Genomic DNA, 23,597 nt, shown 5'->3' with positions numbered 1-23,597 from the left:
CTTGCTCTGGCGAGCCGTTCAGAATCTCCTACTTATAGTGCAGTGCAATATTCAAGTTGCAGGGCACCATGTCGAATTCCAAGTGCGAACAGATCTTTGTCTTTCAAGGGGGTGGTGCGCTCGGAGCGTATCAGGCGGGAGCCTACGAGGCGCTGCACGAACATGATATCGACCCCGACTGGGTCGCCGGAATTTCGATCGGTTCCGTCAATGCCGCGCTGATCGCCGGAGCGCCGAAGGAACGCCGGGTCGAAAATCTCCGGAAGTTCTGGGACAAGGTTTCGTCGAACCTGACCTTCGGGTTCGGCCATGACGGCGCCGATGTTCGCCGTATCTCCAACGAGATTTCGGCGATGGCCGGAGCGCTCACCGGCATACCCGGATTCTTTTCACCGCGCCTCTACACCCCTTACCAGATCCTCTACAATCGCGACGCCACCATCAGCTTCTACGACACGGAGCCCCTGCTCAAGACGCTGGAGGAACTGGTCGACTTCGACCTCCTGAACAATTGTCGGACCCGCATCAGTCTCGGCGCGGTCGAGGTTGTGTCAGGCAATTTCGCCTATTTCGACAGCCGCCGTCAGGCGCTGGATGCCCGGCACATCGCCGCCTCGGGCGCCTTGCCGCCGGGGTTCGCGCCGGTCGAAATTGACGGCCGTTTCTACTGGGATGGCGGCCTCGTCTCCAACACGCCTCTACAGCACGTCCTGTCGACCAACGCCTCCAACCGGGACCTCGAGATCTTCCAGATCGACCTCTTCAGCGCCCGCGGGACCATGCCCAAGGATCACTTCGAGGCGGAGAGCCGTATTAAGGAGATCCGCTATTCCAGCCGGACGCGCCTGAACACCGACGAGTTCGCCCGCAGGCAGGTCGTCCGCCGTGCCGCCAAGCGGCTCCTCGAAAAGCTGCCGCCCGAATTCGCCGATGACGAGGATGCCAGAATTCTGAGATCCATCGGCGTCGAATACGACGTGACGATCGTGCATCTCATCCACCGGCGGGCGGCCTCTGCCACGCACGCCATGGATGCCGAATTTTCACGGGCGTCGATAACGGAGCATTGGGCAGCGGGTTACGACGACGTCATGCACACGCTCAACCACGACAAGTGGAAAAACCGTGGCCGCCCGCGCGACGGAATTCAGATTTTCGACCTCGCCCACGAACGGCACGGGAAGAGCTGACATCACGTCTCGTCGTCCGGTACCGGCGCCAGCAGGACGCACGACCCCGGACAGGCAACAAGGAGAATGACCATGAAACTCGAAGGTAAAGTCTGCATCATCACCGGCTCGGCCAGCGGCATCGGCCACGCAATCGCCAAGCGCTATGTGGAAGAGGGTGCGAAAGTCGTCATCGCCGATCTGAAGGAAGATCAGGCCCAGGCGGCAGCCGATGCCCTGACATCGATGGGCCCGGGCGAAGCCTTCGGCATCGCCATGGACGTGACGGATGAGGCGGCGGTCAATGCCGGCGTGGCGAAGACGGTCGAAAAATGGGGACGTGTCGATGTTCTGGTGTCGAATGCCGGCATTCAGATCGTCCACCGAATCGAGGATTTTCCGTTTGCCGACTGGAAGAAGATGCTGTCGATCCATCTCGACGGCGCTTTCCTGACCACGAAAGCGTGCATCCCGCACATGAAGAGCCAGGGCGGTGGTGCCATCATCTACATGGGATCGGTGCATTCGCACGAGGCCTCGCCGTTGAAGTCGGCCTATGTCACCGCCAAGCATGGATTGCTCGGGCTGGCGCGGGTGGTGGCCAAGGAAGGCGGCTCGTCCGGCATTCGAGCGAACGTCATCTGCCCCGGCTTTGTGCGGACGCCGCTGGTCGACAGGCAGATCCCGGAACAGGCGAAGGAACTCGGCATTTCCGAGGACGACGTGATCCGCAAGGTCATGCTCGGTGAGACTGTGGATGGCGAATTCACCACGGTGGAGGACGTCGCCGAGGTCGCGCTGATGTTTGCCGGTTTCGAGACCAATGCGCTGACGGGGCAGTCACTGGTCGTCAGCCATGGCTGGTTCATGAACTGAGCCCGACGGAAGGGCGTCGGTCTCGTGGCCACGCCCGCCCTCGCGGAACTTGCCGCGGCTCGCCACGATGCCGGCGGCCAGCGCTTCCATGTCCTGCCGGCGCGGGCTCGACCGTCGCCAGACGAGGCCGATCTCGCGGGACGGCGCCGGGTCGGCGAAGGGCACGATGCGGATCGCCGTGCGCGCCGTTTCCGTATCGACGGCCATTTCCGGAATGAGCGTCATGCCCATGTCGTGCGACACCATCTGCAGAAGGGTCGTCATCGAGGTCGCACCTACATTGACGAGATTTCGCCTGTTGGCCGACTTACAGACGGCGAGCGCCTGTTCACGCAGGCAGTGTCCCTCTTCGAGCAGCAGCAGCCGGTTCGGGTCGACCTGCGTTTCGGCGAGAGGTGAGACAAGGACGTCGCTTTCGTTGTCGGCCATGGCGACGAAGAAGCGGTCGGTGAAGAGGCTGCGGGTGGCGACGTTCTCCGCTTCGACCGGCAGGGCCGCGATCACCGCGTCGAGCCTGCCCTCGGCGAGGTCGGCGAGCAGCCGGTCCGTCACCGCCTCCTTGAGTTCGATTTCGATCAGCGGATGCTCGCGCCGGAGATAAGGCACCATCTGCGGCACCAGATAGGGCGCCACCGTCGGAATGATGCCGATGCGGATCATGCCCTCCAGCATGCCGCTCCTGCGGCGCGCTGCCTCCTCCAGCCGGTCGATGCCGGCGAGCACGCTGCGCACGTGCGCAAGGATTTCCTCGCCCTTGGCCGTCAGCAGCGTCGCTCCACGTGTCCGCTCCACCAGCACCACCCCCAGATGCTTCTCCATCTCCATGATCTGTGCCGAAAGAGCGGGCTGGCTGACATGCACCATTTCGGCCGCACGGCCGAAATGCAGTGTTGCGGCGAGCGCCTCGAAGTAGCGCATTTGACGAATGGTAATCATGATAGGAATATCCTATCGCCAATAACATCAAATACAATTGGAAATTATCACCTGCTTGGAAGAAGCTGGCGCCCGAAGACAACTGCTGCAGACAAACAGGAGGCAAACATGGACGCGAAGCTCAAGGAGATCAACGACAGCCAGGCCAGGTGTCCTGTCGTGCACGGAGCCACCAACGTATCGATGCGCTCCAACCGCGACTGGTGGCCGAACCAGCTGAATCTCAAGATCCTCCATCAGAATTCGGCGCTTTCCGACCCGATGGGCCCGGCATTCGACTACGCCGCGGAGTTCGGCAAGCTCGACCTCAAAGAAGTGAAGGCCGATCTCTATGCGCTGATGACCGACAGCCAGGACTGGTGGCCGGCCGATTACGGGCACTACGGGCCGCTCTTCATCCGCATGGCCTGGCACAGCGCCGGCACCTACCGCACGGGTGACGGCCGTGGCGGTGCCTCCGCCGGCACCCAGCGCTTTGCCCCGCTCAACAGCTGGCCGGACAACGTCAACCTCGACAAGGCCCGGCGGCTGCTCTGGCCGATCAAGCGCAAATACGGCAACCGGCTTTCCTGGGCCGACCTGATGATCCTTGCCGGCAACTGCGCGCTCGAATCCATGGGCTTCAAGACCTTCGGTTTCGGCGGCGGCCGTGCCGACATCTGGGAGCCGGAAGAGGACATCTACTGGGGTGCTGAGACCGAGTGGCTCGGCGACAAGCGTTATACCGGCGAACGCATGCTGGAAAACCCGCTCGCCGCGGTGCAGATGGGCCTGATCTACGTGAACCCGGAAGGTCCGAACGGCAATCCCGAGCCGGTCGCCTCCGGCCGCGACGTGCGCGAGACTTTCGCGCGCATGGCGATGAACGATGAGGAAACCGTCGCGCTGATCGCCGGCGGGCACACTTTCGGCAAGGCGCACGGCGCCGGCGACCCGGCCTTCGTCGGTCCGGAACCGGAAGCAGCGCCGATCGAGGAAATGGGCCTCGGCTGGAAATCGAGCTATGGCATCGGCAAGGCCGGCGATGCGATCGGCAGCGGCATTGAAGGTGCCTGGAAACCGAACCCGACCACCTGGGACATGGGTTATCTGAAGGTCCTCTTCAAATACGACTGGGAGCTGGTGAAGAGCCCCGCAGGCGCGCACCAGTGGCTGGCGAAGGATGTCGACGAAGAGGACATGGTCGTCGACGCCCACGATCCGTCGAAGAAGCATCGCCCGATGATGACGACGGCGGACCTTTCGCTGAAGTTCGATCCAGTCTACGAGCCGATCGCGCGCGACTATCTCGCCAATCCCGACAAGTTCGCCGACGCCTTCGCCCGCGCCTGGTTCAAGCTCACCCACCGCGACATGGGGCCGAAAGCCCGCTATCTCGGTCCGGAAGTTCCCGCGGAAGACCTGATCTGGCAGGACCCGGTTCCGGCTGCCGATCATCCGCTGATCGATGCCAAGGACATCGCCGACCTCAAGGCCCGCATCCTCGCATCCGGCCTGACGATCGCCGAGCTCGTTTCCACCGCCTGGGCCTCGGCCTCCACGTTCCGCGGCTCCGACAAGCGCGGCGGTGCCAATGGCGCCCGCATTCGCCTCGCGCCGCAGAAGGACTGGGAAGCCAACCAGCCCGAGCAGCTCGCCAAGGTGCTGGCGGTTCTCGAGTCGATCCGTGCCACCTTTGACGCCGCCCAGTCCGGCGGCAAGAAGGTGTCACTCGCCGACCTGATCGTCCTCGGCGGCGTGGCCGCGGTGGAACAGGCGGCAAAGGCGGCGGGAGAGGCGATCGAGGTACCGTTCACGCCGGGCCGCACCGACGCGACGCAGGAACAGACCGACGTCGAAGCCTTTGCCGTTCTCGAACCCGTCGCCGACGGTTTCCGCAACTACCAGCAAACCGAGTTCAGCATTTCGCCCGAGGAACTCCTGATCGACAAGGCGCAGCTCCTGACCTTGAGCGCACCGGAAATGACGGTCCTCGTCGGCGGCCTGCGGGTGCTCGGTGTAAGCCACGGCGATGCGCAGCACGGTGTCTTCACCCACCGGCCGAGTGTCCTGACGAACGACTTCTTCGTCAACCTGACGGACATGGGCACGGCCTGGGCGTCGACCTCGAAGGCTGAGACGCTGTTCGAGGGCCGCGACCGCAAGACCGGTGCGGTAAAGTGGACGGCGACGCGCGTCGACCTCGTCTTCGGCGCCAATTCGCAGCTGCGCGCGCTTGCCGAAGTCTATGCGCAGGACGACGCCCGTCGGAAGTTCGTCGACGACTTCGTCGCCGCCTGGGCGAAGGTGATGGACGCCGACCGCTTCGACGTCGCCTGATCGCCGGGCGAACGGAACACCGCTGTGCGGCCCGCCGCCAGGGTCGCACAGCGGCAGCCGGACCGGGAGAGCGCCGCACCCCGCGCTGCACTCGGGTGCCGGCCGGAAACAGAAACAGCCGGGTTCACCCCGGCTGTTTCTGTTCTGCTGTCGATACCAATTTTTGCGGGCCGCTTACCAGCCCGGGATCATGTGGCCGGCGCGCAGTCGCGGATAGTATCGCGGATAGGTTTTCACGTCGCCGTCGAGATCGTCATCGACTGCCGATGGCGTGATGTTGTCGAGGCAGGCGGTGATGTGGTCGGTGATCGCGTTCATCAGCGAGGTGGAAAGCCCCGGCCGCTTCATCAGGCCGATCTGCACCGGCGGCAAGGGGGGAAAGCCGTCGGACTGGGTCAGCACCTTCATGCCGGTGCGGAGCGCCGATTCCGGGAGCACGGAAACCGCCATGCCGGCAAGAACGGCGGCAGCCACCACCGTCGAGGACCAGCTGGTGAACAGGATCTGGTAATCGCGGCCGTCGGCGTCCAGAGCCGAGCAGGCGAGCTGGCGCCAGTTGCAGTCGCGTCGCCCGACGGCGAGCGGCACCGGCGCGTCGTCACGCAGCGGATGGTTGGCCGATGCGACCCAGCAGAGCGGTTCGGTGCGGACGACGTCCGAGCTGCGCGCGCGCGGATTGTGGGTGACAAGCGCAATGTCGAGCTCGCCGCGGGCCATCTTCTCGGCGAGATCCACCGAGGGTTCGCAGACGATGTAGAGCTCGACGTTTGGGTGTGTCTTCGCAAACCGTCCGATGATTTCCGGCATGTAACGGTCGGCGTAGTCGTCCGGCGTGCCGATTCTCAGCGTGCCTTCCAGCCGGTTGTCGTCAAAGGCGGCGATCGCCTCCGAATTCAGCCGGATGATCCGTCGCGCGTAATTCAGGAGCTTCTCCCCTTCGGCTGTCAGTCGGTTGCCGCGACCGTCCTTGATGAAGAGCTGCTTGCCGATGCGCTCCTCGAGCCGCCGCATCTGCATCGAAACGGCCGACTGTGTCTTGAAGACACGGCCCGCGGCCTTCGTGAAGCTTCCGGTGTCGACGATCGCGATGAAGGTCTGGAGCTGATCGATATCGAGTGGCGCTGACATGGGGGAATTCCATCAGATGGATTGATGATAACTATTAGAAACATTCGTTGGACTGATCAATAGCTTTTCAGCATCATCACGATGCAATTCAACCGGAGCCGCCGCCATCGGCTCCCCCCAACCTCCATGCCCCGACGGTTGGCTCTACCCTTTTCCGGGTACGAGCCCGCCTCCATTCGTGCCGAAATCGAAAGGACTTCGTCGCCATGAGCACGACCGAACGGATGATAGAACTCGATCTTGCGGTTTCCCGGCCGACGCTTGCCACGCGTCTCGCCGTGACGTGGGAAGCGACGAAGTCCGTTCTGCGCGCACTCAGGAACCGACGAGCTGCGAACCGCCTTGCCGAACTCGATGATGCACTGTTGCGCGACATCGGACTTTCCCGCGCCGACGTCGAGAGCATCCTTCGAACCTCCGGCATTGCGGACGATCCTTCGCGCCTCCTCACCCGTACCGCGCGCCGTCGCGCCGTCCGTTCGTTGCTGTCGACGAAGTCCGAATGACCCTCTCCCAATCCCCGCAGGGTGACTGCCAATAACCCTGCCGACTTGCCCGGTGACCCTCCCAGTCCCGGGCATTTTTTTATGCGCGCGAATCTTTGCGCCAGCCTCCCACAGGTTTTCCGTTCGCGGTAAGAGATTTCTAACTTCCGCACGAGATTCTCTTTCCCATTGCCAGCGGCCCCGGTTCCTCCGGGCACGGTCACGGAGCCTTTTTCAATGCGGATTTCCAGGAAGCTTCCTCTCGCGGCGGCGGTCTTCACCATCGTCGCCATCAGCGCATCGGTCGCCTTGACGCTCTTTCTCGAAAGCCGTGCGCTGCGCCAGCAGGTCTATCAGAAGCTGGAAGCGACGGCCGACGGAAGGCGCAACGAAGCGAAGGGCTATCTCGAAAGCGTGCGCCTCGATATTGCGGCGGTCGCCTCGAACGTCACCACCCAGCAGGCGCTTTACGGCTTCACCGGAGCATGGAAATTCCTCGGCGAGGACCCGGCTGCCGAGCTTCACCGCCGCTATATCGACGAGAATCCGAATCCGGTCGGCGAGAAATACAAGCTCGACAGCGCCAAGAAGGATGCCTTCGACCGTGCCCACAAGCAGTATCAGGCCTACTATCTCAATCATCTGCAGGCGCAGGGCTACGACGATATCCTGATGATCGATCTCGACGGCAACGTCGTCCATTCGGTCCAGAAGGAGAAGGACTACGGCACCAACGTCACGAAGGGGCCGTACAAGGATTCCGGCCTGGCGGAGGTCTTCGCCAAGGTCATTGCCGCCAACGATCCGAACGCCGTCGCAATGTCCGGCTTTGCGGCCTATGCGCCTTCCGAAGGCGCTCCGGCATCCTTCCTTGCCGTTCCGATCACAATGAACGGCCGCACGATCGGCGTCGTCGCCTACCGCCTGCCGAACCACCGCCTCGACACGCTCTTCGCCAACCGTAAGGGGCTCGGCGAGACCGGCGAAACCGTTCTCGTCGACTCCGCGGGCACGCTGCTGAACGACAGCACGCTGACGCCCGAGAAGGATATCCTTTCCGCGAAGGTCGACACGACGATGCTGCCGGTGGTCATGGAAGGCGGCGACGCCTTTGGAACACTATCCGGTTACCGCGATATGACCAGCCTCGCCGCCGGCGTGCCGCTCGAATTCGCCGGCACCCGCTGGGCCGTCTTCGCGCTCATCGGCGAGGACGAGGTTGCGGCAAACCTTCGCGGCACGGCACTGGTGTCCGTGCTCTTCGGTGCTCCGATCGTGCTTCTCGGCATCGTGATCGCCGTTCTCTACTCGCGTTCGCTGACGCGCCCGATCACGCGTCTCGTCAAGTCGATGGGCGAACTCGCGAGCGGCAACACGGCGATCGCCCTCGAAGGCGAGGGCCGGCAGGACGAGATCGGCGAGATGGTTCGCTCGGTCGCAGTCTTCCGTCAGGCGGCGCTCGAGAAGCGGACGCTTGAAACCGACGCCGAAGCACGCCGGCTGGCCGACGAAAAGGACCGCCGCGACCGCGATGCCGAGCGTGCCGCCGAGCAGGCGCGCATGAGCGAGGCCGTCGAGGTTCTTGGTAACGCATTGCAGCGGCTCGCCGGCGGCGATCTCACCGCGACGATCGAAAAGCCTTTTGCGAGTGGCCTCGACCGCCTGCGGGTTGACTTCAACGCCTCGCTCGAACGCCTGTCGCGCACGATCTCCGCCGTCCACTCCAATGTCCACGAGATCAACGCCAAGAGTGTCAAGGTCCGGGCCTCGACCGAGGATCTGTCGCGCCGGACTGAGGAACAGGCGGCGGCGCTCGAAGAAACCACCAATTCGATCCGCCAGATCATGGAGGCGATCCGCCAGTCCTCCGAACGCGCCGAAACCGCCTCCCGGCTCGCCGGCACGGCACGGGACAATTCCGACCGCTCGGCCGGGATCGTCGGCGAGGCGGTGAACGCCATGGCGCGTATCGAGAACGCCTCCTCGGAGATTTCGAAGATCATCAACGTCATCGATGAAATCGCCTTCCAGACCAACCTGCTGGCGCTCAATGCCGGCGTCGAGGCGGCGCGTGCGGGCGAAGCCGGCAAGGGCTTCGCCGTCGTCGCGCAGGAAGTCCGCGAACTCGCGCAGCGTTCCGCAAACGCCGCACGTGAGATCAAGGCACTCATCATCAAGTCGGGCGACGAAGTCGCAAGCGGCGTCGGGCTCGTCAAGGAGAGTGGCGACCTGCTGTCGTCGATCGCCGGTCAGGTGGTCGAGATCAACGACCACATCCATTCGATCGCTACCGCAGCGCGGCAGCAGTCGGAGGGTCTCAAGGAAATCAACTCGGCCGTCGGGCGTATGGAGGACGTCACCCAGCAGAACGCGCGCGCCGCCGAACAGACCGACCGCGAGATGACCACGCTGTCGAATGATACGCAGACGCTTTCCGATGTTGTCGGGCAGTTCAACGTCGACGGGAACCTAGCGCCGCAGGGCGCGTCCGGCCTGAGGCAGATGCCGGGCGGCGCCCCCGTGGAGCCGCGCGTCTTCCAGGCCTCTGCGCCGTCGCCGCGTCCGCGCGTGACCCCCGCCAGCCAGACCTCGCGTCCCGTCAGTTCGCCGGCCCGTGCACTTCTTGGAAAGATCACCAACCGGCTGAACGTGAAGACCGGCGCGTCCGGCACCGAGGCTTCCAAGGGCGGAGACTGGGAAGAATTTTAAGGCGGGCAGGCAGCGGTTTTCGCTGCCGCCTGCGAGCGGGCTGACGCGAAAGGATCAGGCCTTGCCGTTCGGCGGGGCATCGCCTTGCGGAGCCGGCTTTTCGTCGGGAGCCTCGCCCGCCTTGCCGAGATAGCTTTCGAAGATCTGTTCCATGCTCTTCTGATAGCTCTTCTGCACTTCGAGGCCGCTGTCGAACATGGTGTTCACCATGGTTGTGAACTGCTCGCTCGCTTCGGCGGCCTGATCCGCCGGCTTCCCGGCGGGTTTGGCGGCTTCGCTCTTGGGGGCCGGCGCCGTTCCGGTGTAGCTCGCCATCATTTCCTGAAAGGCCTTGGCGAAGGGATTGTCGAAGAAGGGGTTGCCGGCGGCGGGGGCGGGCTGCGGCTGGTTCGGCTTCACGCCGAACATCGTCTGCATGGCCTGCGTGAACGGGTTGTCGAAGAGGTTCGGTTCCTTGGGCTTCGCCTTCGGTGCGAAGCCCATGCCTTCGAGCCATTGCTGTGTCATCGCGCCCATCGGCGAGTTGGCGAATGCGGAAGCGTCGAACTGTCCGGTGGTCTGCTTGGAAAGCCCGCCCATGATCGTGTCGGCCATAGCCGGCATCATCTTCTTGAAGATATCCTGGCTGATGCCGGTGAACTGCGCCGCCTGGGCTGCGATCGCCCGCGACACTTCTTTCGAGCCGAAGAGCTGTTCAAGCACCGTGTTGCCGTCGGCGACACCCTGGGGCGTGAAGGCCGCGGTCATGTCCTCGAAGTATTTCGCATAGTTGCCGGAGGCCATGGCGCCCAGGAGCGCCGTCATGTCATACGGATTGGCGGTGTTGCGCTTGAATCCGGAGGAAAATGCCGGCATGAGCGCGGCCACGGCTTGCGCCGCCTGCTCCTGTGCGAGGTTGAACTGCCTCGCGACTGCCTCCATCGCCGTGCCGTTCTGTGCCCGCAACATCATCTCGAACAGTGGTAGCATGGATGGCGGCCCTCCGGTTGCATACAGCGCGTCGTTCCCGCACTATAACCGGAAAAAGCCGAGCGCAAACCGCTTTTTAGCGCCACCCGCCGCGAGCGTGCATTCGGCGGAGGACGCCCGACCTCAGTACTGGTAGTCTTCGAAGACGTGGTCGATGTCGCGGTTCCAGCGTCCGTCGTAGAGTGCCAGCATGTCTTCGGCGAGCGTCGTCTTCTTGGCGAGGATTTCATCGAGCGGTGCGAGGAAGAGGCTCTCGTCCTGACCCTCGCTGTTGAGGTGGCGCCGTGACTTGAGACCTGCCCGTGAGATATCGACCACCTGCCTCGCGACGTCGAGCACACTGCGGCCGGCGATTTCGGCGGCCAGTCCCTTTGCCGGCACGGTATCGCGCATGGCGATGACATCGGCATGGGTCCAGCTGCGGGTGAGGTCGTCGGCGGCTGCGAGGCTTGCATCGTCGTAGAGGAGGCCGACCCAGAAGGCCGGCAGCGCGCAGATCCGCCGCCACGGGCCGCCGTCGGCGCCGCGCATCTCGAGGAACCGCTTCAGCCGGACGTCCGGGAAGAGCGTCGAAAGATGATTCGTCCAGTCGCCGAGCGTCGGTTCCCATTCGGCGATTTCACCCTTCAGGGCTCCGGCCATGAACTGGCGGAAGGTGATATGGGTGCAGTCGTGGTAGTGCCCGTCGCGGACGACGAAATACATCGGAACGTCGAGCGCCCATTCGACGTAATCCTTGAAGCCGAACGTCTCGTTGAAAGTGAAGGGCAGGGCGCCCGCGCGTGCATTGTCGGTATCCCGCCAGATGTCGCCGCGCCAGGAGACCAGGCCGTTCGGCTTGCCCTCGGTAAACGGCGAGGAGGCAAAGAGCGCCGTCGCGACCGACTGCAGTTTCATCGACACGCGCATCTTCCGGCGCATGTCTTCTTCGGAGGAGAAGTCGAGGTTCACCTGGATGGTGCAGGTCCGGTACATCATGTCCAGGCCCTTGCTGCCCACCGTCGGCATGTAGCGCGTCATGATCTCGTAGCGCGACTTCGGCATCCGGGGCGTCTCGGCCAGCGTCCACTTGGGGCTGCCGCCCATGCCGAGGAAGCGGATGCCCATCGGCTCGGCGACGTCGCGCAGCACCGAGAGATGCTGGTTCGATTCCCGGCAGGTCTGGTGAAGCGTTTCGAGCGGACCGCCGGAGAGTTCGAACTGTCCACCGGGCTCGATGGAGATCGCGCCTTCGCCGTCTCCGCCGGCAAGGCCGATGATGTTCTCTCCGTCCATGATCGGTTCCCAGCCGAGCTTCTGCTGCATGCCGTTGAGCAGCGCTGAGATGCTCGCCTCGCCGAAATAGGGGACAGGACTGTTGTCTGCCCGGAAGAAGGCGAATTTCTCGTGTTCCGTTCCGATCCGGAAGGCCTCGCGCGGCTTGCAGCCTTCTGCGAGGTAGGCGACCATTTCGTCGACCGATGTGAGGGGAGTGTGATCGGTGGTGTCGCGGGCCATGCGGTGAACCTTGTTGGCGAGGTCGGCCCAAGGATCGGACCATCGCGTGAATGGACCGGAATGAAGCCGGTGCGCAAGTGAAATTCTCTCAAGTCTTCGTCAAAAAATCGGAAGCTTGCGGCAGGTCAAGCCCCTCTCGTCAATGCCAGTCGCCGACGGTCGCCTGAACGACGGCAAGCGCTGCGACCGCAGCGGTATCGGCGCGCAGGATGCGCGGCCCGAGCGGAATTGCCGTGACGAAGTCGAGCCCGCGCAGGAGCGCCCGTTCCTCGTCGGAAAAACCGCCCTCCGGCCCGACGAGCAGGGCGAGCGACCGCTCGCGGATGCCCTGAAGGGCGGCGAGCGGATTCTGCGTCGTGCTGTCCTCGTCGCAGAAGATGATCCGCCGCGTCTCCGGCCAGCGCTCCAGGAGGTCTCTCAGCCGCTTCGGCGCCTCGACGGTCGGGATCGAAAGGACGCCGCACTGCTCGGCAGCCTCCACGACATTTGCCTGCAGCCGGTCGAGATTGGTGATCTTGCCCTGGACGTGCTGCGTCATTACCGGTTGCAGCACGCCGGCTCCCATCTCGACGGCCTTCTGCACGAGATAGTCCATGCGCCCGACCTTCAGCGGCGAGAAGAGGAAGCGCAGGTCGCAGGGTTCGGGCTGCTCCCGCGTCTGCTCCATGGCGGTCATGAGGATACGCTTGCGGGTCGGGAAGGCGAGCGTCGCCCTCCATTCGCCGTCGTGGCCGTTGAAGAGGAGGAGTTCGGAGCCGTCCGTCATGCGGAGCACGTTGGCGAGGTAGTTGAACTGCTCCGGGCTCGCCTCGACCGTTGCGCCCGCTAAAAGCGGGGCATCGACGAACAGCCTCTGCATCCGGTAGTTGGCGCGCATGGTCCTGATGGTCCCTCTTCAGACGAAGAGCTGGAACATAACCCAGTAGATCAGCGCCGCAAGCCCTGCGGCAGCCGGAACGGTGATGACCCAGGCGGCCACGATCGTCATGAAGTGCGAGCGTCGGACGAGATAGCGGCGGCGCATTTCGTCGGAATTGCGCTCTGCGATTTCCTCGACCACCCAGCGGTCCGACTTGGCACGGATGTAGTCCATGCGCCGCTTGGAGTTGCGGGTGTACCATTCGCGGAAGAAGCCGACGCCGAAGACCGCGCCGACGGCAATGTGAGTGGAACTGACGGGAAGGCCGAGCCATGAGGCGACGATAACCGTGACGGCTGCCGACAGCGACACACAATAGGCGCGCATCGGATTGAGCTTGGTGATCTGCTCGCCAACGAGGCGGATGAGCTTCGGCCCGAAGAGGAAGAGGCCGAGCGAGATGCCGGTCGCGCCGATCACCATCACCCAGATCGGGATTTCGACCTTGGCGGCGATCTCGTTCGCACGGACGGCATGGACGATCGCCGACAGCGGACCGATGGCGTTCGCCACGTCGTTCGCACCATGGGCGAAGGAAAGAAGTGCTGCTGCGAAGATCAGCGGCAGGCGGAAGAGCTTGCGCAGCGACTGGTTGCGGTTCTCGAGCCCGATCGACTGGCGCCGGATGAGGGGCACGCTGAGCGCCCAGCCGATCACTCCCGTCGCCAGGCCGATGAGCACGGCGACCGGCAGGCTGATGCGCACGATCTGGTTCAGTCCCTTGAGCGCGAGATAGGCGGAGAAGGTTCCGAGCATCAGTGCGATCAGGATCGGCACCCAGCGGCGCGCGGCCGCAATCTTGTCGTGCCGGTAGATGATGAATTCCTTGATGAATGCGAGGAACAGGGCGGCGATGACGCCGCCGAGCAGCGGTGAGATCACCCAGCTCGCGGCGATCCCGATCATCGATTCCCAGTTGACCGCCTTGACCCCGGCGGCGGCAATTCCCGAACCCATCACCCCGCCGACGACGGCATGAGTGGTCGAGACAGGCGCGCCGATCCAGGTCGCGAGATTGACCCACAGAGCCGAGGAAAGCAGCGCGGCCATCATCGCCCAGGCGAAGATTTGTGCATTCGGCACCTGTGCCGGGTCGACGATTCCCTTGGAAATGGTCGAGACCACGTCGCCGCCTGCAATCAGGGCGCCGGCGGATTCGAAGATCACCGCGATGACGAGCGCCGTCGCCATGGTCATCGCCCGCGACCCGACCGCCGGGCCGACATTGTTCGTCACGTCGTTGGCGCCGATGTTCATCGCCATATAGGCGCCGATGGCAGCCGCCGCGACCACCATGACCGCGCCCGGCTGGTTGATCACATAGGCGCCGGCGAAGATCATCGTCGTCACGAGGAAGATCAGGCCGATGCCGACCGGCGCGTAGCCACGGGAAATGTGGTGGGCCGCCTCCTCGACGTAAGCGAACTTGTCGAGGTCCTTGTCGAGGGTGGGCTTGACGAGGCTGGGTGGCGACTTGGCCATGACGATACTGCCTTCCTGAGGGACGACCCCCGAGAGCCACCCTTTCGCGAATTTCTGTAGTGACGACGAAACGCCGCTGAGCCCGTCCGGTTCTGCGCGCGGTTCCGAATTCGCCCCTTGCCCTAGTAGCAAAGGCGCGCGCGCGCAATATGACAGTTTTGTGACAGTCCGATTTTACCGGTCTTCGACAGAATTCTTGGGCTTGGTGAGCGCACTGGCCGTCTTTTCGGCGAACGCGTGCAGCAACACCTTCAGTTCCGGCTCCCGGACGCGGGCAGCCGCTTCCTCGGGGCTCACCCATTCAAGCCGCCGCATTCCCTTCTCGGGAAAATCCTTGGTCATCTCCTTGACCTCGAGTGCGTGCACCTGAACTCGGCACGCCACCTTGAGGCCGCCTTCCATGCCTTTGGCGTAACTGTAATAGCCGATCGGATCGCGAGAGATCTTGCCGCGGGCGCCTGCTTCCTCCCATGCCTCACGCTCGGCGACGGTATGGGACTTCTTGCCGGCCATCGGCCAGCCTTTCGGGATCACCCATCGGCCGGTGTCGCGGCTGGTCAGCAGAAGGATCTCTATGCCCCCTGCTTCTTGCGCGGGCGATAACACAGGGCGGCATATTGCTGGCGCGGCGGCCGCCGCAACATCAACTGCACGTCCGAAGCTATCCGGCTCATGATGGTCAATTCCCGCTGTCTCCTGTTTTCGAAGTTTACGCTGTGGTTGTGTTCGTTCGGTGACCTCTCCGGATACGCACGGCGAATCAGTCAAGCGATCGTTTAACCGTCGATGTTGGATCAACCGTTCGTCAGGTCAAGTGTTGCGCTTGCCCACTTTTGGGCTATCCGTCGGTCGGTTGCCGACCTTGCGCGCGCCAATGCCGAAGTCCGTCGATGACGCCGTCCGCCGTGGTCCGTTCGGCAAGATAGACGTCGTCGCGTTCTTCCCCGAGCCGGCGCAGTTCGGGAAGGGCGTTGGCGGGGACGATGCCGCGGACGCCGTCGAGCAGGAACATGCCGAGATCGTTGCCCGTATCGCCGGCGACGACCGCCTCATGCAAGCCGATGCCGAGCTCTCGGCAAAGCCAGATCAGCGCCTTGCCCTTGTCGGCATTGCCGGGCAGGACGTCCAGATCGCGTCCGCTCGAATAAACAAGTTTCACCGAAAGTCCTTCGGCCCGCAGTTCCTCTTCCAGCGCCTCGATCCGTTCGAGCGGGGCATCGTGAAGATACCAGCTGGACTTAAGCGCATGTTGGTAGCGTTCCGGTTGGCGCCTGATGTCGGGAAGCGACTGCAGGCGTTCGGCAATCCGCAGCGGGTCATAGTCCCGGTCGAGCGACGCGGCGTAGGCTTCCGCGATCTCCGGCACCGTCGCGGCGTGCATCATCGTACCGACGCCGCCGATGAGGTAGTCTGCCTCCGGCAGGCCCTCTTCGGCGATGAAGGCCAGGATGTCCTCGATCAGCCGGCCGCTGTTGTAAACGAGCAGCGGACGGCTGGCGTCATCGAGACTCATCCAGTAGTCGGCGAACCGCCGCGAGGCGTCGCGATCCCCGGCAAGCGTGCCGTCGAGGTCGGAGGAGAAGATCCGCACGGGGCTCAGTCGCCGTCGTTCCATGGTTCGTCCCAGTCGGCATCGTCGAGCGCTTTGGCCACCGGCCGCCCTTCGACGAGTGCCACGAGCTGCTGTGCGATCCCGGTCCAGGTAAAGAGGCTGCGCGCCTTGTGTGCGCCCATCCTCGACAGGCGATCATAGAGGCGCGGATGCTTGAGAGGCTTCATCATCGTGATGCCGAGATCCTCCTTGTCGAAGGGATCGGCAAAGAGTGCGTGTCGGCCGTAGCTGACCGCACGGAAGAGGCCACCATGGATGGTGACCACGGTCGGCGTGCCGCTGGCCATCGCCTCGATCGCCGTCATGCCGAAGGGCTCGTAGCGGCTCGACAGCACGAAGAGGTCGGCGGCACGGTAGTAGTCCGGCAGTTCCTCGTCCGGAACGAAGCCCGAGAAATCGACGCGGTCGGAGAGGCCGAGCGCTTCGACCTGCTCGTGCAACTGCCTGAGGAGGGTGCTCTCCTGCGGGTCGAGATTCTCGCCGCCGAGCGCCAGTCGCAGCCGTGCATCCGGAATACGGCTGGCCAGCACCGAGAAGCCGTCGATGAGCAGGTCGTAACCCTTGTTGGTGGCGAGCCGCCCGAGGGCCAGCACCACACGTCCGGAAAGACCGAGCCGCTGGCGGATCATCTGGCGCGACGCCTGCGAGACCGGGAAGAAGCGGTTGTCGTCGTAGCCGGGCGGGATCATGTGGACGCGATTGCGCGAGAGCCCATAATCCTCGATCAGCATGTCGAGCTGGATCGGTGTCGTGGCGACCACCAGCTGGCAGCTGCGGTAGACGATGAGTTCGTGCTGGATGCGTTCACGAAAGTTGAATTCTTCCTCGAACTTGTCGGCGCGCTCCGGATAATCGGTCTCCATCTGGCGCTTCTTCCAGATGCCGAGCGAGTGCGGCGTGTGGATATGCGGGATCGACAGCGCCTCGGAAAGTCGCTGGCCGGCGACGCCGCCGTCCCAGTAATGGCTGTTGACGAAGAGATACGAGAGATTCTCGTTCTTCATGAAACGCAGGGCCTTTTCACTCCACTCCGTCAGGTACCGGTGCAGGTACTCCTTCGGGATGAAGTCCGGTCCGCCGCACGGAATACGGATGACCCGCACATTCTCGTCGACGGTGTCGATCTGCGGCTGGTCTTCGAAGAGCCGCGTATAGATATCGACCTTATGACCCAGCTGCCCGAGCTTCTTGGCCAGTTCGAGGACATAGACCACCTGTCCGCCGGTATCGGCGGCGCCGAGCGGCGGATGGGCGGCGACATAGCCGTGGGTCGAGACGAGCGCGATCCGCGGCGTTTCGTTTAATCCGTTGATTGTATTTGTCATCCCGCAACAGTAGAAATTTGGTTCATAAAAGGCAAGTTTCTAATGCCAAAAGGCGGACTTTGTTCCTGTATGAGAACGAAATTTCTATTTTTCGCCGGTGACGGCAAGGACGAATGGCCCGCGGGCCATCCGCTTCATGTCGAAGGTTCGCCGACGACGATGATGTGCAGTGCGCGTGGCCCGTGGGCGCCGAGCAGCAGCGTCTGCTCGATGTCGGCGGAGCGCGAGGGACCGGTAACCAGGTTCACCGTGCGTGGCATGACGGCCTTGCCGTTCACCGCGCGAAGCCTCGACCACACCGCTTCCATGTCGCCGGCGATGTCGCGTGCATCAAGGACGACGATATGGTGTTCCGGCAGGAAGGTCAGTGTCACCGGATTATCCGGACCCGAGAGAAGCGCGAGCGTTCCCGTCTCGGCGATTGCGCCGAAGGCATGGCTGACGGCGGCAAGGTCGTGGCCGTCGGAGGCGCCGTGACGGATTTCGAGCGTCCGCTCCTCGCCCCAGGGCGCGACCGCAAGCCGTGGATCATTGCCGATCCGCACGGCGGCCGGAAGGTTGCGGCCTTTCAGATAGTCCGCGACCGCCGTCGGCAGCGCCGAGAGATCGGCGATGCGTGTCGTAGTCGCACTGTATTTTTCCGCCATCGCGACGAAGAGATCGACCCGTGCCGGGCCCGGCAACTGGCCGCGGGCAGGAATGATGCCGCGCGGCGTCTCGGCGAGGCGCGAGGTGACGGCGGTGCGGCGTGTGCCGTCGTCCGGCGAGGCCTTCAGCGAGGTGCGGATCTTCTTGAGAATTGCCGACTTTCCGTCCATGACGCTCACGCCTCCCGCCTGTTTGCCTGGCGATCTGCCCATTGCTGAAGGAAGGTCCGGCCTTCCGGTGCGGGCAGGTCGCGATATTTGGTCCAGCCGGAGGCGAGCGGCAGCGCGCCGATCCTCCGCTTGTCGCCGCCGAGCATCGCGAGCGTCCGGGCGCCGAGTGACGCCGCCAGCCGGTAGAGCGCCGGCCGCTTGGCGAAGAAGGCCCAGACGCCGAGCCCGTAGCGGCTCGTCGCCGGGGCGAGATGTCGCTCGAACTCCCGCTCGCGCCAGTGCCGCATCATCTTCGGCAGCGGGATGCGCATCGGGCAGACGCTCTCGCAGCGTCCGCAGAAGGTGGAGGCGTTCGGCAGGTGACCGGACTGGTCGATGCCGAAAAGCGACGGCGTGAGGACCGCACCCATCGGGCCGGGATAGACCGAGCCGTAGGCGTGGCCGCCGACCGCATGGTAGACCGGACAATGGTTCATGCAGGCGCCGCAACGGATACAGCGCAGCATCTCCTCGAACTCGGTTCCGAGCATCGCCGAGCGGCCGTTGTCGAGCAGGACGACATGGTATTCCTCCGGGCCGTCGGGATCTTCCGGACGGCGGGGGCCGGTTGAGAACGTGGTGTAGACCGACATGTCCTGGCCCGTCGCAGAGCGGGCGAGCAGCCGGAGGATCTGCGCGCAGTCCTCCAGCGTCGGCACGATCTTTTCCAGCGAGGCGACGACGACATGCACCTTGCCGAGCGTCTGGGTGAGGTCGCCGTTGCCCTCGTTGGTGACGATGACCGAAGTACCGGTCTCGGCGACCAGGAAATTGGCGCCGGTGATGCCGACATCCGCCTGGAAATAGCGCTTGCGCAGCACCTCGCGCGCCTCGGAGAGCAGCGTTTCCGGTGCGGTCAGGTCGCGATCGGCCGGAAGGTGGGTGTGGACCCGGCGGAAATCGGCCTCCACCTGGTCCTTATTGAGGTGCACGGCCGGGGCGATGATGTGGCTCGGATGCTCGCCCCGCAGCTGGATGATGTATTCGCCGAGGTCGGTCTCGACCGGCTCGACGCCCTGGGTTTCGAGGAATTCGTTGAGGTTGATCTCCTCGGTGATCATCGATTTGCCCTTGGTGACCGTCTTCGCGTTCACCTTGCGGCAGATGTCGAGGATGATCCGGCGGGCGTCTTCCGCGCTCTCGGCCCAGTGAACATGGCCGCCGGCCGCCTTCACCTTCGCCTCGTAGGCTTCGAGATAGAGGTCGAGATGGGCGAGCGTATGGTTCTTGATGTCCCGGGCGTTGTCGCGCAGGAGGTCGAACTCGGGAAGTGCCGCGGCGGCCGTCGCGCGCTTGGCGATGAAGCCGGTCTCGACATTCTTAAGCGCCTTCTGGAGCTGCGGATCGTGAAGGGCGGCGGCGCTGTTTTCCTTGAACTGCGGAGCGGTGAACTGCATCGACCCCTCCCTCACTTGCCTGAGCCGGCGATCGGCGCCGTGTCCGTCATGCCGGCGAGAACTTCCGCCACGTGACGGACCTCGACCTTCGAACCCTCCCGCCGCAGTTTGCCGGCCATGTTCATCAGGCACCCCATATCTCCGGCGAGCAGGACGTCGGCCCCGGCGGCTTCGATGTTTTCCGTCTTCTTGCCGACGATCTTGCCGGAAATGTCGGAATACTTGATGCAGAAGGTGCCGCCGAAACCGCAGCAGACGTCGCTGTCGGCCATTTCCTTGAGTTCCAGCCCCTCGACGCCGGCAAGAAGCTTGCGCGGCTGCTTGCTGATGCCGAGTTCCCGCAAGCCCGAACAGCTGTCGTGATAGGTGACGCTGCCCTCGAAAGTCGCGTCGACCTTCGGCACGAACATCACGTCGGTGAGGAAGGAGACGAGTTCATGGACCTTTTCGGCGAAGGCGAGGCTGCGCGCCTCCCAGGCGGGGTCATCCTTGAAGAGTTCGGGATAGTGCTTCTTCAGCATGGCGCCGCAGGAGCCGGAGGGCGCGACGACGTAGTCGAACCCTTCGAAGAGCTCGATTACCTGTTTGGCAAGTGCGCGCGTATCGGCCTTGTCTCCGGAATTGTAGGCCGGCTGCCCGCAGCAGGTCTGTGCCATCGGAACATGCACCTCACAGCCGGCATCCTCGATCAGCTTGGCGGCGGCAAATCCCACGCTCGGTCGGAACAGATCGACGAGACAGGTTGCGAAGAGGCCGACGCGCGGCCGCGCTTGCTGCAGTTCTGGGGTCATTTGGAGAGATCCGTTCCTTCGGTTGTCGTCTGTTTCGAAGCACGGCCGGAAACCGGCTGTGCCGCGCGGCTCAGGAGCCGCAGGCGTGCGACACGGCCGCGTTCGTCGGCGCGGCTTGCATCCTCAACGGCCTGCATCACGAAATCGATATGGCCCTGGGCCGCCTGCTTGGCGCGCTCGCCGTCGCCGGCGACGATCGCCTCGTAGATGGCGACATGCTGCTGCAACAGCCGCTCGCCGGCATCCTCGAGCGCGAACACCGCTTTCCTGTTGAAGAAGATGCCCTGCGAGAGCAGGCGGTAGCAGGCGCGCATCGTGTGCAGCAGGATGACGTTGTGGGCGGCCTCGCCGATCGCGTTGTGGAATTCGATGTCGGCCGCGAGCTCGCCTTCGGCCGAGCCGCTCTCGTGCGCCCGCCGCATGTCCGCGATGATGCGGGCGAGAAGCGCCTTGTCGGTTTCGGTCGCGCGCCGCGCGGCAAGCTCAGCTGTGAGGCCTTCGAGTTCGCGACGGTATTCGAGATAGTCCCGGGAGGCGCGCTGATGGCGCGAGATGAGTTCTGTCACCGGTTTCGAGAACACCTGGCCAATGATGTCGGCGACGAAGGTGCCGCCGCCGTGCTGGCTGACGAGCAGGCCGCGTGTCTCCAGCTCCTTCAGGGCTTCGCGGAGAATGGGACGCGAGACGTCGAAGGCCTGCGCCATGTCGCGCTCGCCGGGCAGCCGATCGCCGTCGCGCAGCACGCCGTCGAGGATCAGCTGCTCGATCTGCTGCACCACCTCGTCGGCCGTGCGGCTATGGCTGATCTGGGTGAAAAGCCCCCGATCCCTGTCGGCATCCGTCTCGGTCACGGCATTCTCCTTCGGGCGCATGTGTAGCAAGCACCCGAAGGATTGGTCAATTATTTTGTCCAGTTCGCGCGAAGGAGCGGCGCGCGCTTTCAGCCGAAGGTGAGGAAGAACTTCGAATAGGGGGCCTTCAGCCCGCCGATCGCGGCCTTGGTCGCCGCGGCATCGTTGTTCGTCGCCGCGCCGCGAAGCTTGGCGACGCTGGTTTCGACGGCGCCGAGCAGGGCCTCGAAGTTGCCGTCGGCGTCCCTCGGCGGATGCGCCTTGATGTCGGAGAGGAGGTATTCCAGCACGGCGGCTTCCTCACGCACCGCGATGGTGTCGGCGGCATCCATGCCGAGGACCTTTTCCATGCGCGCGTGATAGGCGTTCATGCGGTCCGAGAAGCTGTAGATGTCGTTGCGAAGATGCAGGTCGCCGATCTGGTCGCGGATGCCTTCCAGCGTATCGTGTGCCTTTGCAAGGTCGCCGCCGGCGACCTTGGCCGAGGCGTTCTCGGCGATTGCCGCCACCTTCTTCATCGTGTCGGGAAATGCCGGATCGTCGACGTATTGCGGTGGCGCCGGCAGTGCGGAAAGCTCCGACCAGGCCTTGGTGAAGCGATCGAGCGCACCGGCTGATTCCGCGTTTCCGCCCGTGTTGGTCGCGAAGAGCGCCGCCCTGTAATCGCCGTAGGCTGTCCGCAGTCTGGCCTCGAAATCCCGAACCTCTCCGGCCATTGCAGGCACGGCGAGGGCAAGGGCGACCAGAAGGGCCGGCATGGAACGTCTCATCGGGTATCCTCCTTCACGGGGCATTCGTCGTCGGTATTCCGCGCCGGGGCAGCGGCGCAGGTTGCCGATATTCATGGCAGCAGTCTCGAAAAACAGCAACAACAACGATGCGCATGTCGCCTAAGTGCGACGAATGTAAGGCCCTGTGGCAAACGACCCCCTGCCGGGCGGACACGACATTTGCTAGAAGGGGCGGATTGGTCGCAGAACCTCGGACTGGGAGTTGGGTTTGGACACCGGAAGACTTGCATTTCCCGCCGCACCGGAGCGGGCGCTCGCCCTTGGCGAAATTCACGCCCGGCCCTTTCCTCTCGTCAAGTCGTCGCGAGTGCTCCTGCAACTCGCCTTCATGATGGACGGGGGCGCTGCCGTGCACCACAGTGTGCTTGCGGAACTGTCGCGCTCCGCCGGTGTTTCCCCGCCCGACCGCGCCGCGCGGCATCACGCGATGGCATGGGGGGCGGGCACGTTGCGCTGGGAGCGGCACACCGAATTCTCCGCCTGGCTATGGGAAGGGCCGGCACCGGAAAATTTCGGCGGCGACATCACCACCCATCCTTTCGGCAGCGCCTTTTCCGCGCCCGGCCCGCTGATTTCCGGGATCCGCCTTGAGATCCGCCCGAAGGCAAGGAAGCGACGACGGCGATTGGCAGTTTCGACCCCGCGAGCCTCTGCTACAGCGAAGTGAAGAAGGGGCAGGCCACCGTCGTCACCGACTTCCGGCAGGACGGCGATGGATTGACGCGCATTCTGGTGATCGACCGCGGGCTCAACGATGCGGGTCGCGGCGCTCTGGTCCAGCGGCTTCTCGACATCGAGACCTACCGGACGCTCGCCATGCTCGGCCTGCCGCTCGCCCAGACGCTCTCGCCGGATATCCGCCGCATCGAGGACGGGCTGACCGCCGTCACCCAGCGCATGAAGGGCCATGCGCGCGAAGAGGCGGATTCCATGCTCGGGGAGATCACCCGGCTCGCCGCCGAACTCGAAGCGAACGCCGCCCTCAGCCTCTATCGTTTCGGCGCAAGCCGGGCCTATGACGGCATCGTGCGCGAGCGCATCAAGACGCTCGACGAAAGCTCCGTGCCGGGCTTCGAAACCATCGGCTCCTTCCTCGAACGGCGGCTGGCACCGGCCATGCGGACCTGCCAGTCGGTCGAGGAGCGACAGGCCAATCTCTCGCGCAAGCTGTCGCGTGCCACGGGCCTCGTCCGCAGCTGGATCGACGTGGAGCTCGAGCGGCAGAATTCCGACCTGCTCGCGACCATGAACCGCCGCGCCGAGATGCAGCTTCGCCTGCAGCAGACGGTCGAAGGTCTCTCCGTTGCGGCGATCTCGTACTACGTCGTCGGCCTGATCGGCTATCTGGTGAAGGCCGTGAGCCACGAGGTTTTGCCGGTCGACTCGGGCATCATCACCGGGCTCTCCGTTCCCTTCGTCGTGCTCGGCGTATGGCTCGTCGTGCGGCGCATCCGCAAACACCACGCCGAAGACGGTAAGTAGAG

Annotated in this window: 18 protein-coding genes and 2 pseudogenes; 6 read left to right on the top strand and 14 right to left on the bottom strand. The window is 64.1% G+C overall.

Annotated features, from left to right (window positions below):
- The first annotated feature begins 68 nt into the window (after positions 1 to 68).
- Both H4I97_RS13510 and H4I97_RS13505 read left to right on the top strand, forming a co-directional pair.
- Positions 69 to 1,190 carry a DUF3734 domain-containing protein gene (locus H4I97_RS13510; protein ID WP_182305185.1) on the top strand — a complete coding sequence of 374 codons (1,122 nt, stop codon included), beginning with the start codon at positions 69 to 71 and terminating at the stop codon, positions 1,188 to 1,190.
- A gap of 72 nt (positions 1,191 to 1,262) precedes the next feature.
- Positions 1,263 to 2,045 (top strand): 3-hydroxybutyrate dehydrogenase, encoded by a 783-nt coding sequence (locus H4I97_RS13505; RefSeq protein WP_182305184.1) that lies wholly within the window; start codon positions 1,263 to 1,265, stop codon positions 2,043 to 2,045.
- Here H4I97_RS13505 and H4I97_RS13500 read toward each other — a convergent pair.
- Complete coding sequence (locus tag H4I97_RS13500) at positions 2,010 to 2,981, bottom strand: hydrogen peroxide-inducible genes activator (RefSeq protein WP_182305183.1); 972 nt, start codon at positions 2,979 to 2,981, stop codon at positions 2,010 to 2,012. The two genes, H4I97_RS13505 and H4I97_RS13500, sit on opposite strands and share 36 nt — an antisense overlap.
- A 108-nt stretch (positions 2,982 to 3,089) precedes the next feature.
- Here H4I97_RS13500 and katG point away from each other — a divergent pair, with 108 nt between their 5' ends.
- A complete protein-coding gene (gene katG, locus H4I97_RS13495) occupies positions 3,090 to 5,300 on the top strand; it encodes a catalase/peroxidase HPI (protein WP_182305182.1) in 2,211 nt (736 codons plus the stop codon).
- A 174-nt stretch (positions 5,301 to 5,474) separates the two neighbouring features.
- Here the strand turns inward: katG and H4I97_RS13490 are convergent, their stop codons facing one another.
- A complete protein-coding gene (locus H4I97_RS13490; protein ID WP_182305181.1) occupies positions 5,475 to 6,428 on the bottom strand; it encodes a LysR substrate-binding domain-containing protein in 954 nt (317 codons plus the stop codon).
- A 206-nt stretch (positions 6,429 to 6,634) separates the two neighbouring features.
- Between H4I97_RS13490 and H4I97_RS13485 the strand changes: the two genes are divergently transcribed.
- On the top strand, positions 6,635 to 6,934 hold the full coding sequence (locus H4I97_RS13485) for a DUF1127 domain-containing protein (protein WP_182305180.1): 300 nt from the start codon (positions 6,635 to 6,637) through the stop codon (positions 6,932 to 6,934).
- A gap of 216 nt (positions 6,935 to 7,150) precedes the next feature.
- The gene (locus H4I97_RS13480) at positions 7,151 to 9,622 is read left to right on the top strand and encodes a methyl-accepting chemotaxis protein (RefSeq protein ID WP_182305179.1); all 2,472 of its coding nucleotides are present in this window, start codon (positions 7,151 to 7,153) and stop codon (positions 9,620 to 9,622) included.
- 54 nt (positions 9,623 to 9,676) lie between these two features.
- Here H4I97_RS13480 and H4I97_RS13475 read toward each other — a convergent pair whose 3' ends face one another.
- The 12 genes and pseudogenes from H4I97_RS13475 to H4I97_RS13420 all read right to left on the bottom strand — a co-directional run bounded on the left by H4I97_RS13475 (position 9,677) and on the right by H4I97_RS13420 (position 22,092).
- Complete coding sequence (locus H4I97_RS13475) at positions 9,677 to 10,591, bottom strand: DUF937 domain-containing protein (protein WP_182305178.1); 915 nt, start codon at positions 10,589 to 10,591, stop codon at positions 9,677 to 9,679.
- 123 nt (positions 10,592 to 10,714) lie between these two features.
- Positions 10,715 to 12,088, bottom strand: a complete 1,374-nt coding sequence (locus H4I97_RS13470) for a glutamate--cysteine ligase (RefSeq protein WP_182305177.1) — start codon at positions 12,086 to 12,088, stop codon at positions 10,715 to 10,717.
- A gap of 139 nt (positions 12,089 to 12,227) precedes the next feature.
- A complete protein-coding gene (locus tag H4I97_RS13465) occupies positions 12,228 to 12,965 on the bottom strand; it encodes a 16S rRNA (uracil(1498)-N(3))-methyltransferase (protein WP_182305176.1) in 738 nt (245 codons plus the stop codon).
- Positions 12,966 to 12,983: 18 nt separating this feature from the next.
- The gene (locus H4I97_RS13460) at positions 12,984 to 14,489 is read right to left on the bottom strand and encodes an inorganic phosphate transporter (protein ID WP_182305175.1); all 1,506 of its coding nucleotides are present in this window, start codon (positions 14,487 to 14,489) and stop codon (positions 12,984 to 12,986) included.
- 174 nt (positions 14,490 to 14,663) lie between these two features.
- A pseudogene (locus H4I97_RS13455) lies at positions 14,664 to 15,133 on the bottom strand (NUDIX hydrolase).
- Positions 15,134 to 15,327: 194 nt separating this feature from the next.
- A complete protein-coding gene (locus H4I97_RS13450) occupies positions 15,328 to 16,104 on the bottom strand; it encodes an HAD-IIB family hydrolase (protein WP_182305174.1) in 777 nt (258 codons plus the stop codon).
- Positions 16,086 to 17,426 (bottom strand): glycosyltransferase family 4 protein, encoded by a 1,341-nt coding sequence (locus H4I97_RS13445; RefSeq protein WP_182305173.1) that lies wholly within the window; start codon positions 17,424 to 17,426, stop codon positions 16,086 to 16,088. Before H4I97_RS13445 ends, H4I97_RS13450 begins: the two co-directional genes overlap by 19 nt.
- A 134-nt stretch (positions 17,427 to 17,560) precedes the next feature.
- Positions 17,561 to 18,244 (bottom strand): LutC/YkgG family protein, encoded by a 684-nt coding sequence (locus H4I97_RS13440; RefSeq protein WP_182305172.1) that lies wholly within the window; start codon positions 18,242 to 18,244, stop codon positions 17,561 to 17,563.
- A gap of 5 nt (positions 18,245 to 18,249) precedes the next feature.
- Positions 18,250 to 19,680 carry a LutB/LldF family L-lactate oxidation iron-sulfur protein gene (locus H4I97_RS13435; RefSeq protein ID WP_182305171.1) on the bottom strand — a complete coding sequence of 477 codons (1,431 nt, stop codon included), beginning with the start codon at positions 19,678 to 19,680 and terminating at the stop codon, positions 18,250 to 18,252.
- Positions 19,681 to 19,691: 11 nt separating this feature from the next.
- A complete protein-coding gene (locus H4I97_RS13430; RefSeq protein WP_182305170.1) occupies positions 19,692 to 20,471 on the bottom strand; it encodes a (Fe-S)-binding protein in 780 nt (259 codons plus the stop codon).
- Positions 20,468 to 21,322, bottom strand: a complete 855-nt coding sequence (locus H4I97_RS13425; protein ID WP_244658651.1) for a FadR/GntR family transcriptional regulator — start codon at positions 21,320 to 21,322, stop codon at positions 20,468 to 20,470. Before H4I97_RS13425 ends, H4I97_RS13430 begins: the two co-directional genes overlap by 4 nt.
- A gap of 89 nt (positions 21,323 to 21,411) precedes the next feature.
- Positions 21,412 to 22,092 (bottom strand): hypothetical protein, encoded by a 681-nt coding sequence (locus tag H4I97_RS13420; RefSeq protein ID WP_182305168.1) that lies wholly within the window; start codon positions 22,090 to 22,092, stop codon positions 21,412 to 21,414.
- A 223-nt stretch (positions 22,093 to 22,315) separates the two neighbouring features.
- On the opposite strand from H4I97_RS13420, the pseudogene H4I97_RS13415 reads away from it, so the two are divergent.
- A pseudogene (locus H4I97_RS13415) lies at positions 22,316 to 23,595 on the top strand (DUF3422 family protein).
- The last annotated feature ends 2 nt before the right edge of the window (positions 23,596 to 23,597 follow it).

Origin of the sequence: Ciceribacter thiooxidans, assembly GCF_014126615.1 — a bacterium.
Taxonomy (GTDB): Bacteria; Pseudomonadota; Alphaproteobacteria; order Rhizobiales; family Rhizobiaceae; genus Allorhizobium; species Allorhizobium thiooxidans.
The sequence above is the reverse complement of the archived record's forward strand: the minus strand, read 5'-3'. Positions and strand labels throughout refer to the sequence as shown.

What these genes read in the sequence shown, in the direction of transcription:
- H4I97_RS13460 (WP_182305175.1), bottom strand. Translation starts at nt 14,489, where the DNA reads ATGGCCAAGTCGCCACCCAGCCTCGTCAAGCCCACCCTCGACAAGGAC.
- H4I97_RS13450 (WP_182305174.1), bottom strand. Translation starts at nt 16,104, where the DNA reads ATGGAACGACGGCGACTGAGCCCCGTGCGGATCTTCTCCTCCGACCTC.
- H4I97_RS13420 (WP_182305168.1), bottom strand. Translation starts at nt 22,092, where the DNA reads ATGAGACGTTCCATGCCGGCCCTTCTGGTCGCCCTTGCCCTCGCCGTG.
- H4I97_RS13445 (WP_182305173.1), bottom strand. Translation starts at nt 17,426, where the DNA reads ATGACAAATACAATCAACGGATTAAACGAAACGCCGCGGATCGCGCTC.
- H4I97_RS13480 (WP_182305179.1), top strand. Translation starts at nt 7,151, where the DNA reads ATGCGGATTTCCAGGAAGCTTCCTCTCGCGGCGGCGGTCTTCACCATC.
- H4I97_RS13440 (WP_182305172.1), bottom strand. Translation starts at nt 18,244, where the DNA reads ATGGACGGAAAGTCGGCAATTCTCAAGAAGATCCGCACCTCGCTGAAG.
- H4I97_RS13505 (WP_182305184.1), top strand. Translation starts at nt 1,263, where the DNA reads ATGAAACTCGAAGGTAAAGTCTGCATCATCACCGGCTCGGCCAGCGGC.
- katG (WP_182305182.1), top strand. Translation starts at nt 3,090, where the DNA reads ATGGACGCGAAGCTCAAGGAGATCAACGACAGCCAGGCCAGGTGTCCT.
- H4I97_RS13475 (WP_182305178.1), bottom strand. Translation starts at nt 10,591, where the DNA reads ATGCTACCACTGTTCGAGATGATGTTGCGGGCACAGAACGGCACGGCG.
- H4I97_RS13510 (WP_182305185.1), top strand. Translation starts at nt 69, where the DNA reads ATGTCGAATTCCAAGTGCGAACAGATCTTTGTCTTTCAAGGGGGTGGT.
- H4I97_RS13430 (WP_182305170.1), bottom strand. Translation starts at nt 20,471, where the DNA reads ATGACCCCAGAACTGCAGCAAGCGCGGCCGCGCGTCGGCCTCTTCGCA.
- H4I97_RS13465 (WP_182305176.1), bottom strand. Translation starts at nt 12,965, where the DNA reads ATGCGCGCCAACTACCGGATGCAGAGGCTGTTCGTCGATGCCCCGCTT.
- H4I97_RS13485 (WP_182305180.1), top strand. Translation starts at nt 6,635, where the DNA reads ATGAGCACGACCGAACGGATGATAGAACTCGATCTTGCGGTTTCCCGG.
- H4I97_RS13500 (WP_182305183.1), bottom strand. Translation starts at nt 2,981, where the DNA reads ATGATTACCATTCGTCAAATGCGCTACTTCGAGGCGCTCGCCGCAACA.
- H4I97_RS13470 (WP_182305177.1), bottom strand. Translation starts at nt 12,088, where the DNA reads ATGGCCCGCGACACCACCGATCACACTCCCCTCACATCGGTCGACGAA.
- H4I97_RS13490 (WP_182305181.1), bottom strand. Translation starts at nt 6,428, where the DNA reads ATGTCAGCGCCACTCGATATCGATCAGCTCCAGACCTTCATCGCGATC.
- H4I97_RS13435 (WP_182305171.1), bottom strand. Translation starts at nt 19,680, where the DNA reads ATGCAGTTCACCGCTCCGCAGTTCAAGGAAAACAGCGCCGCCGCCCTT.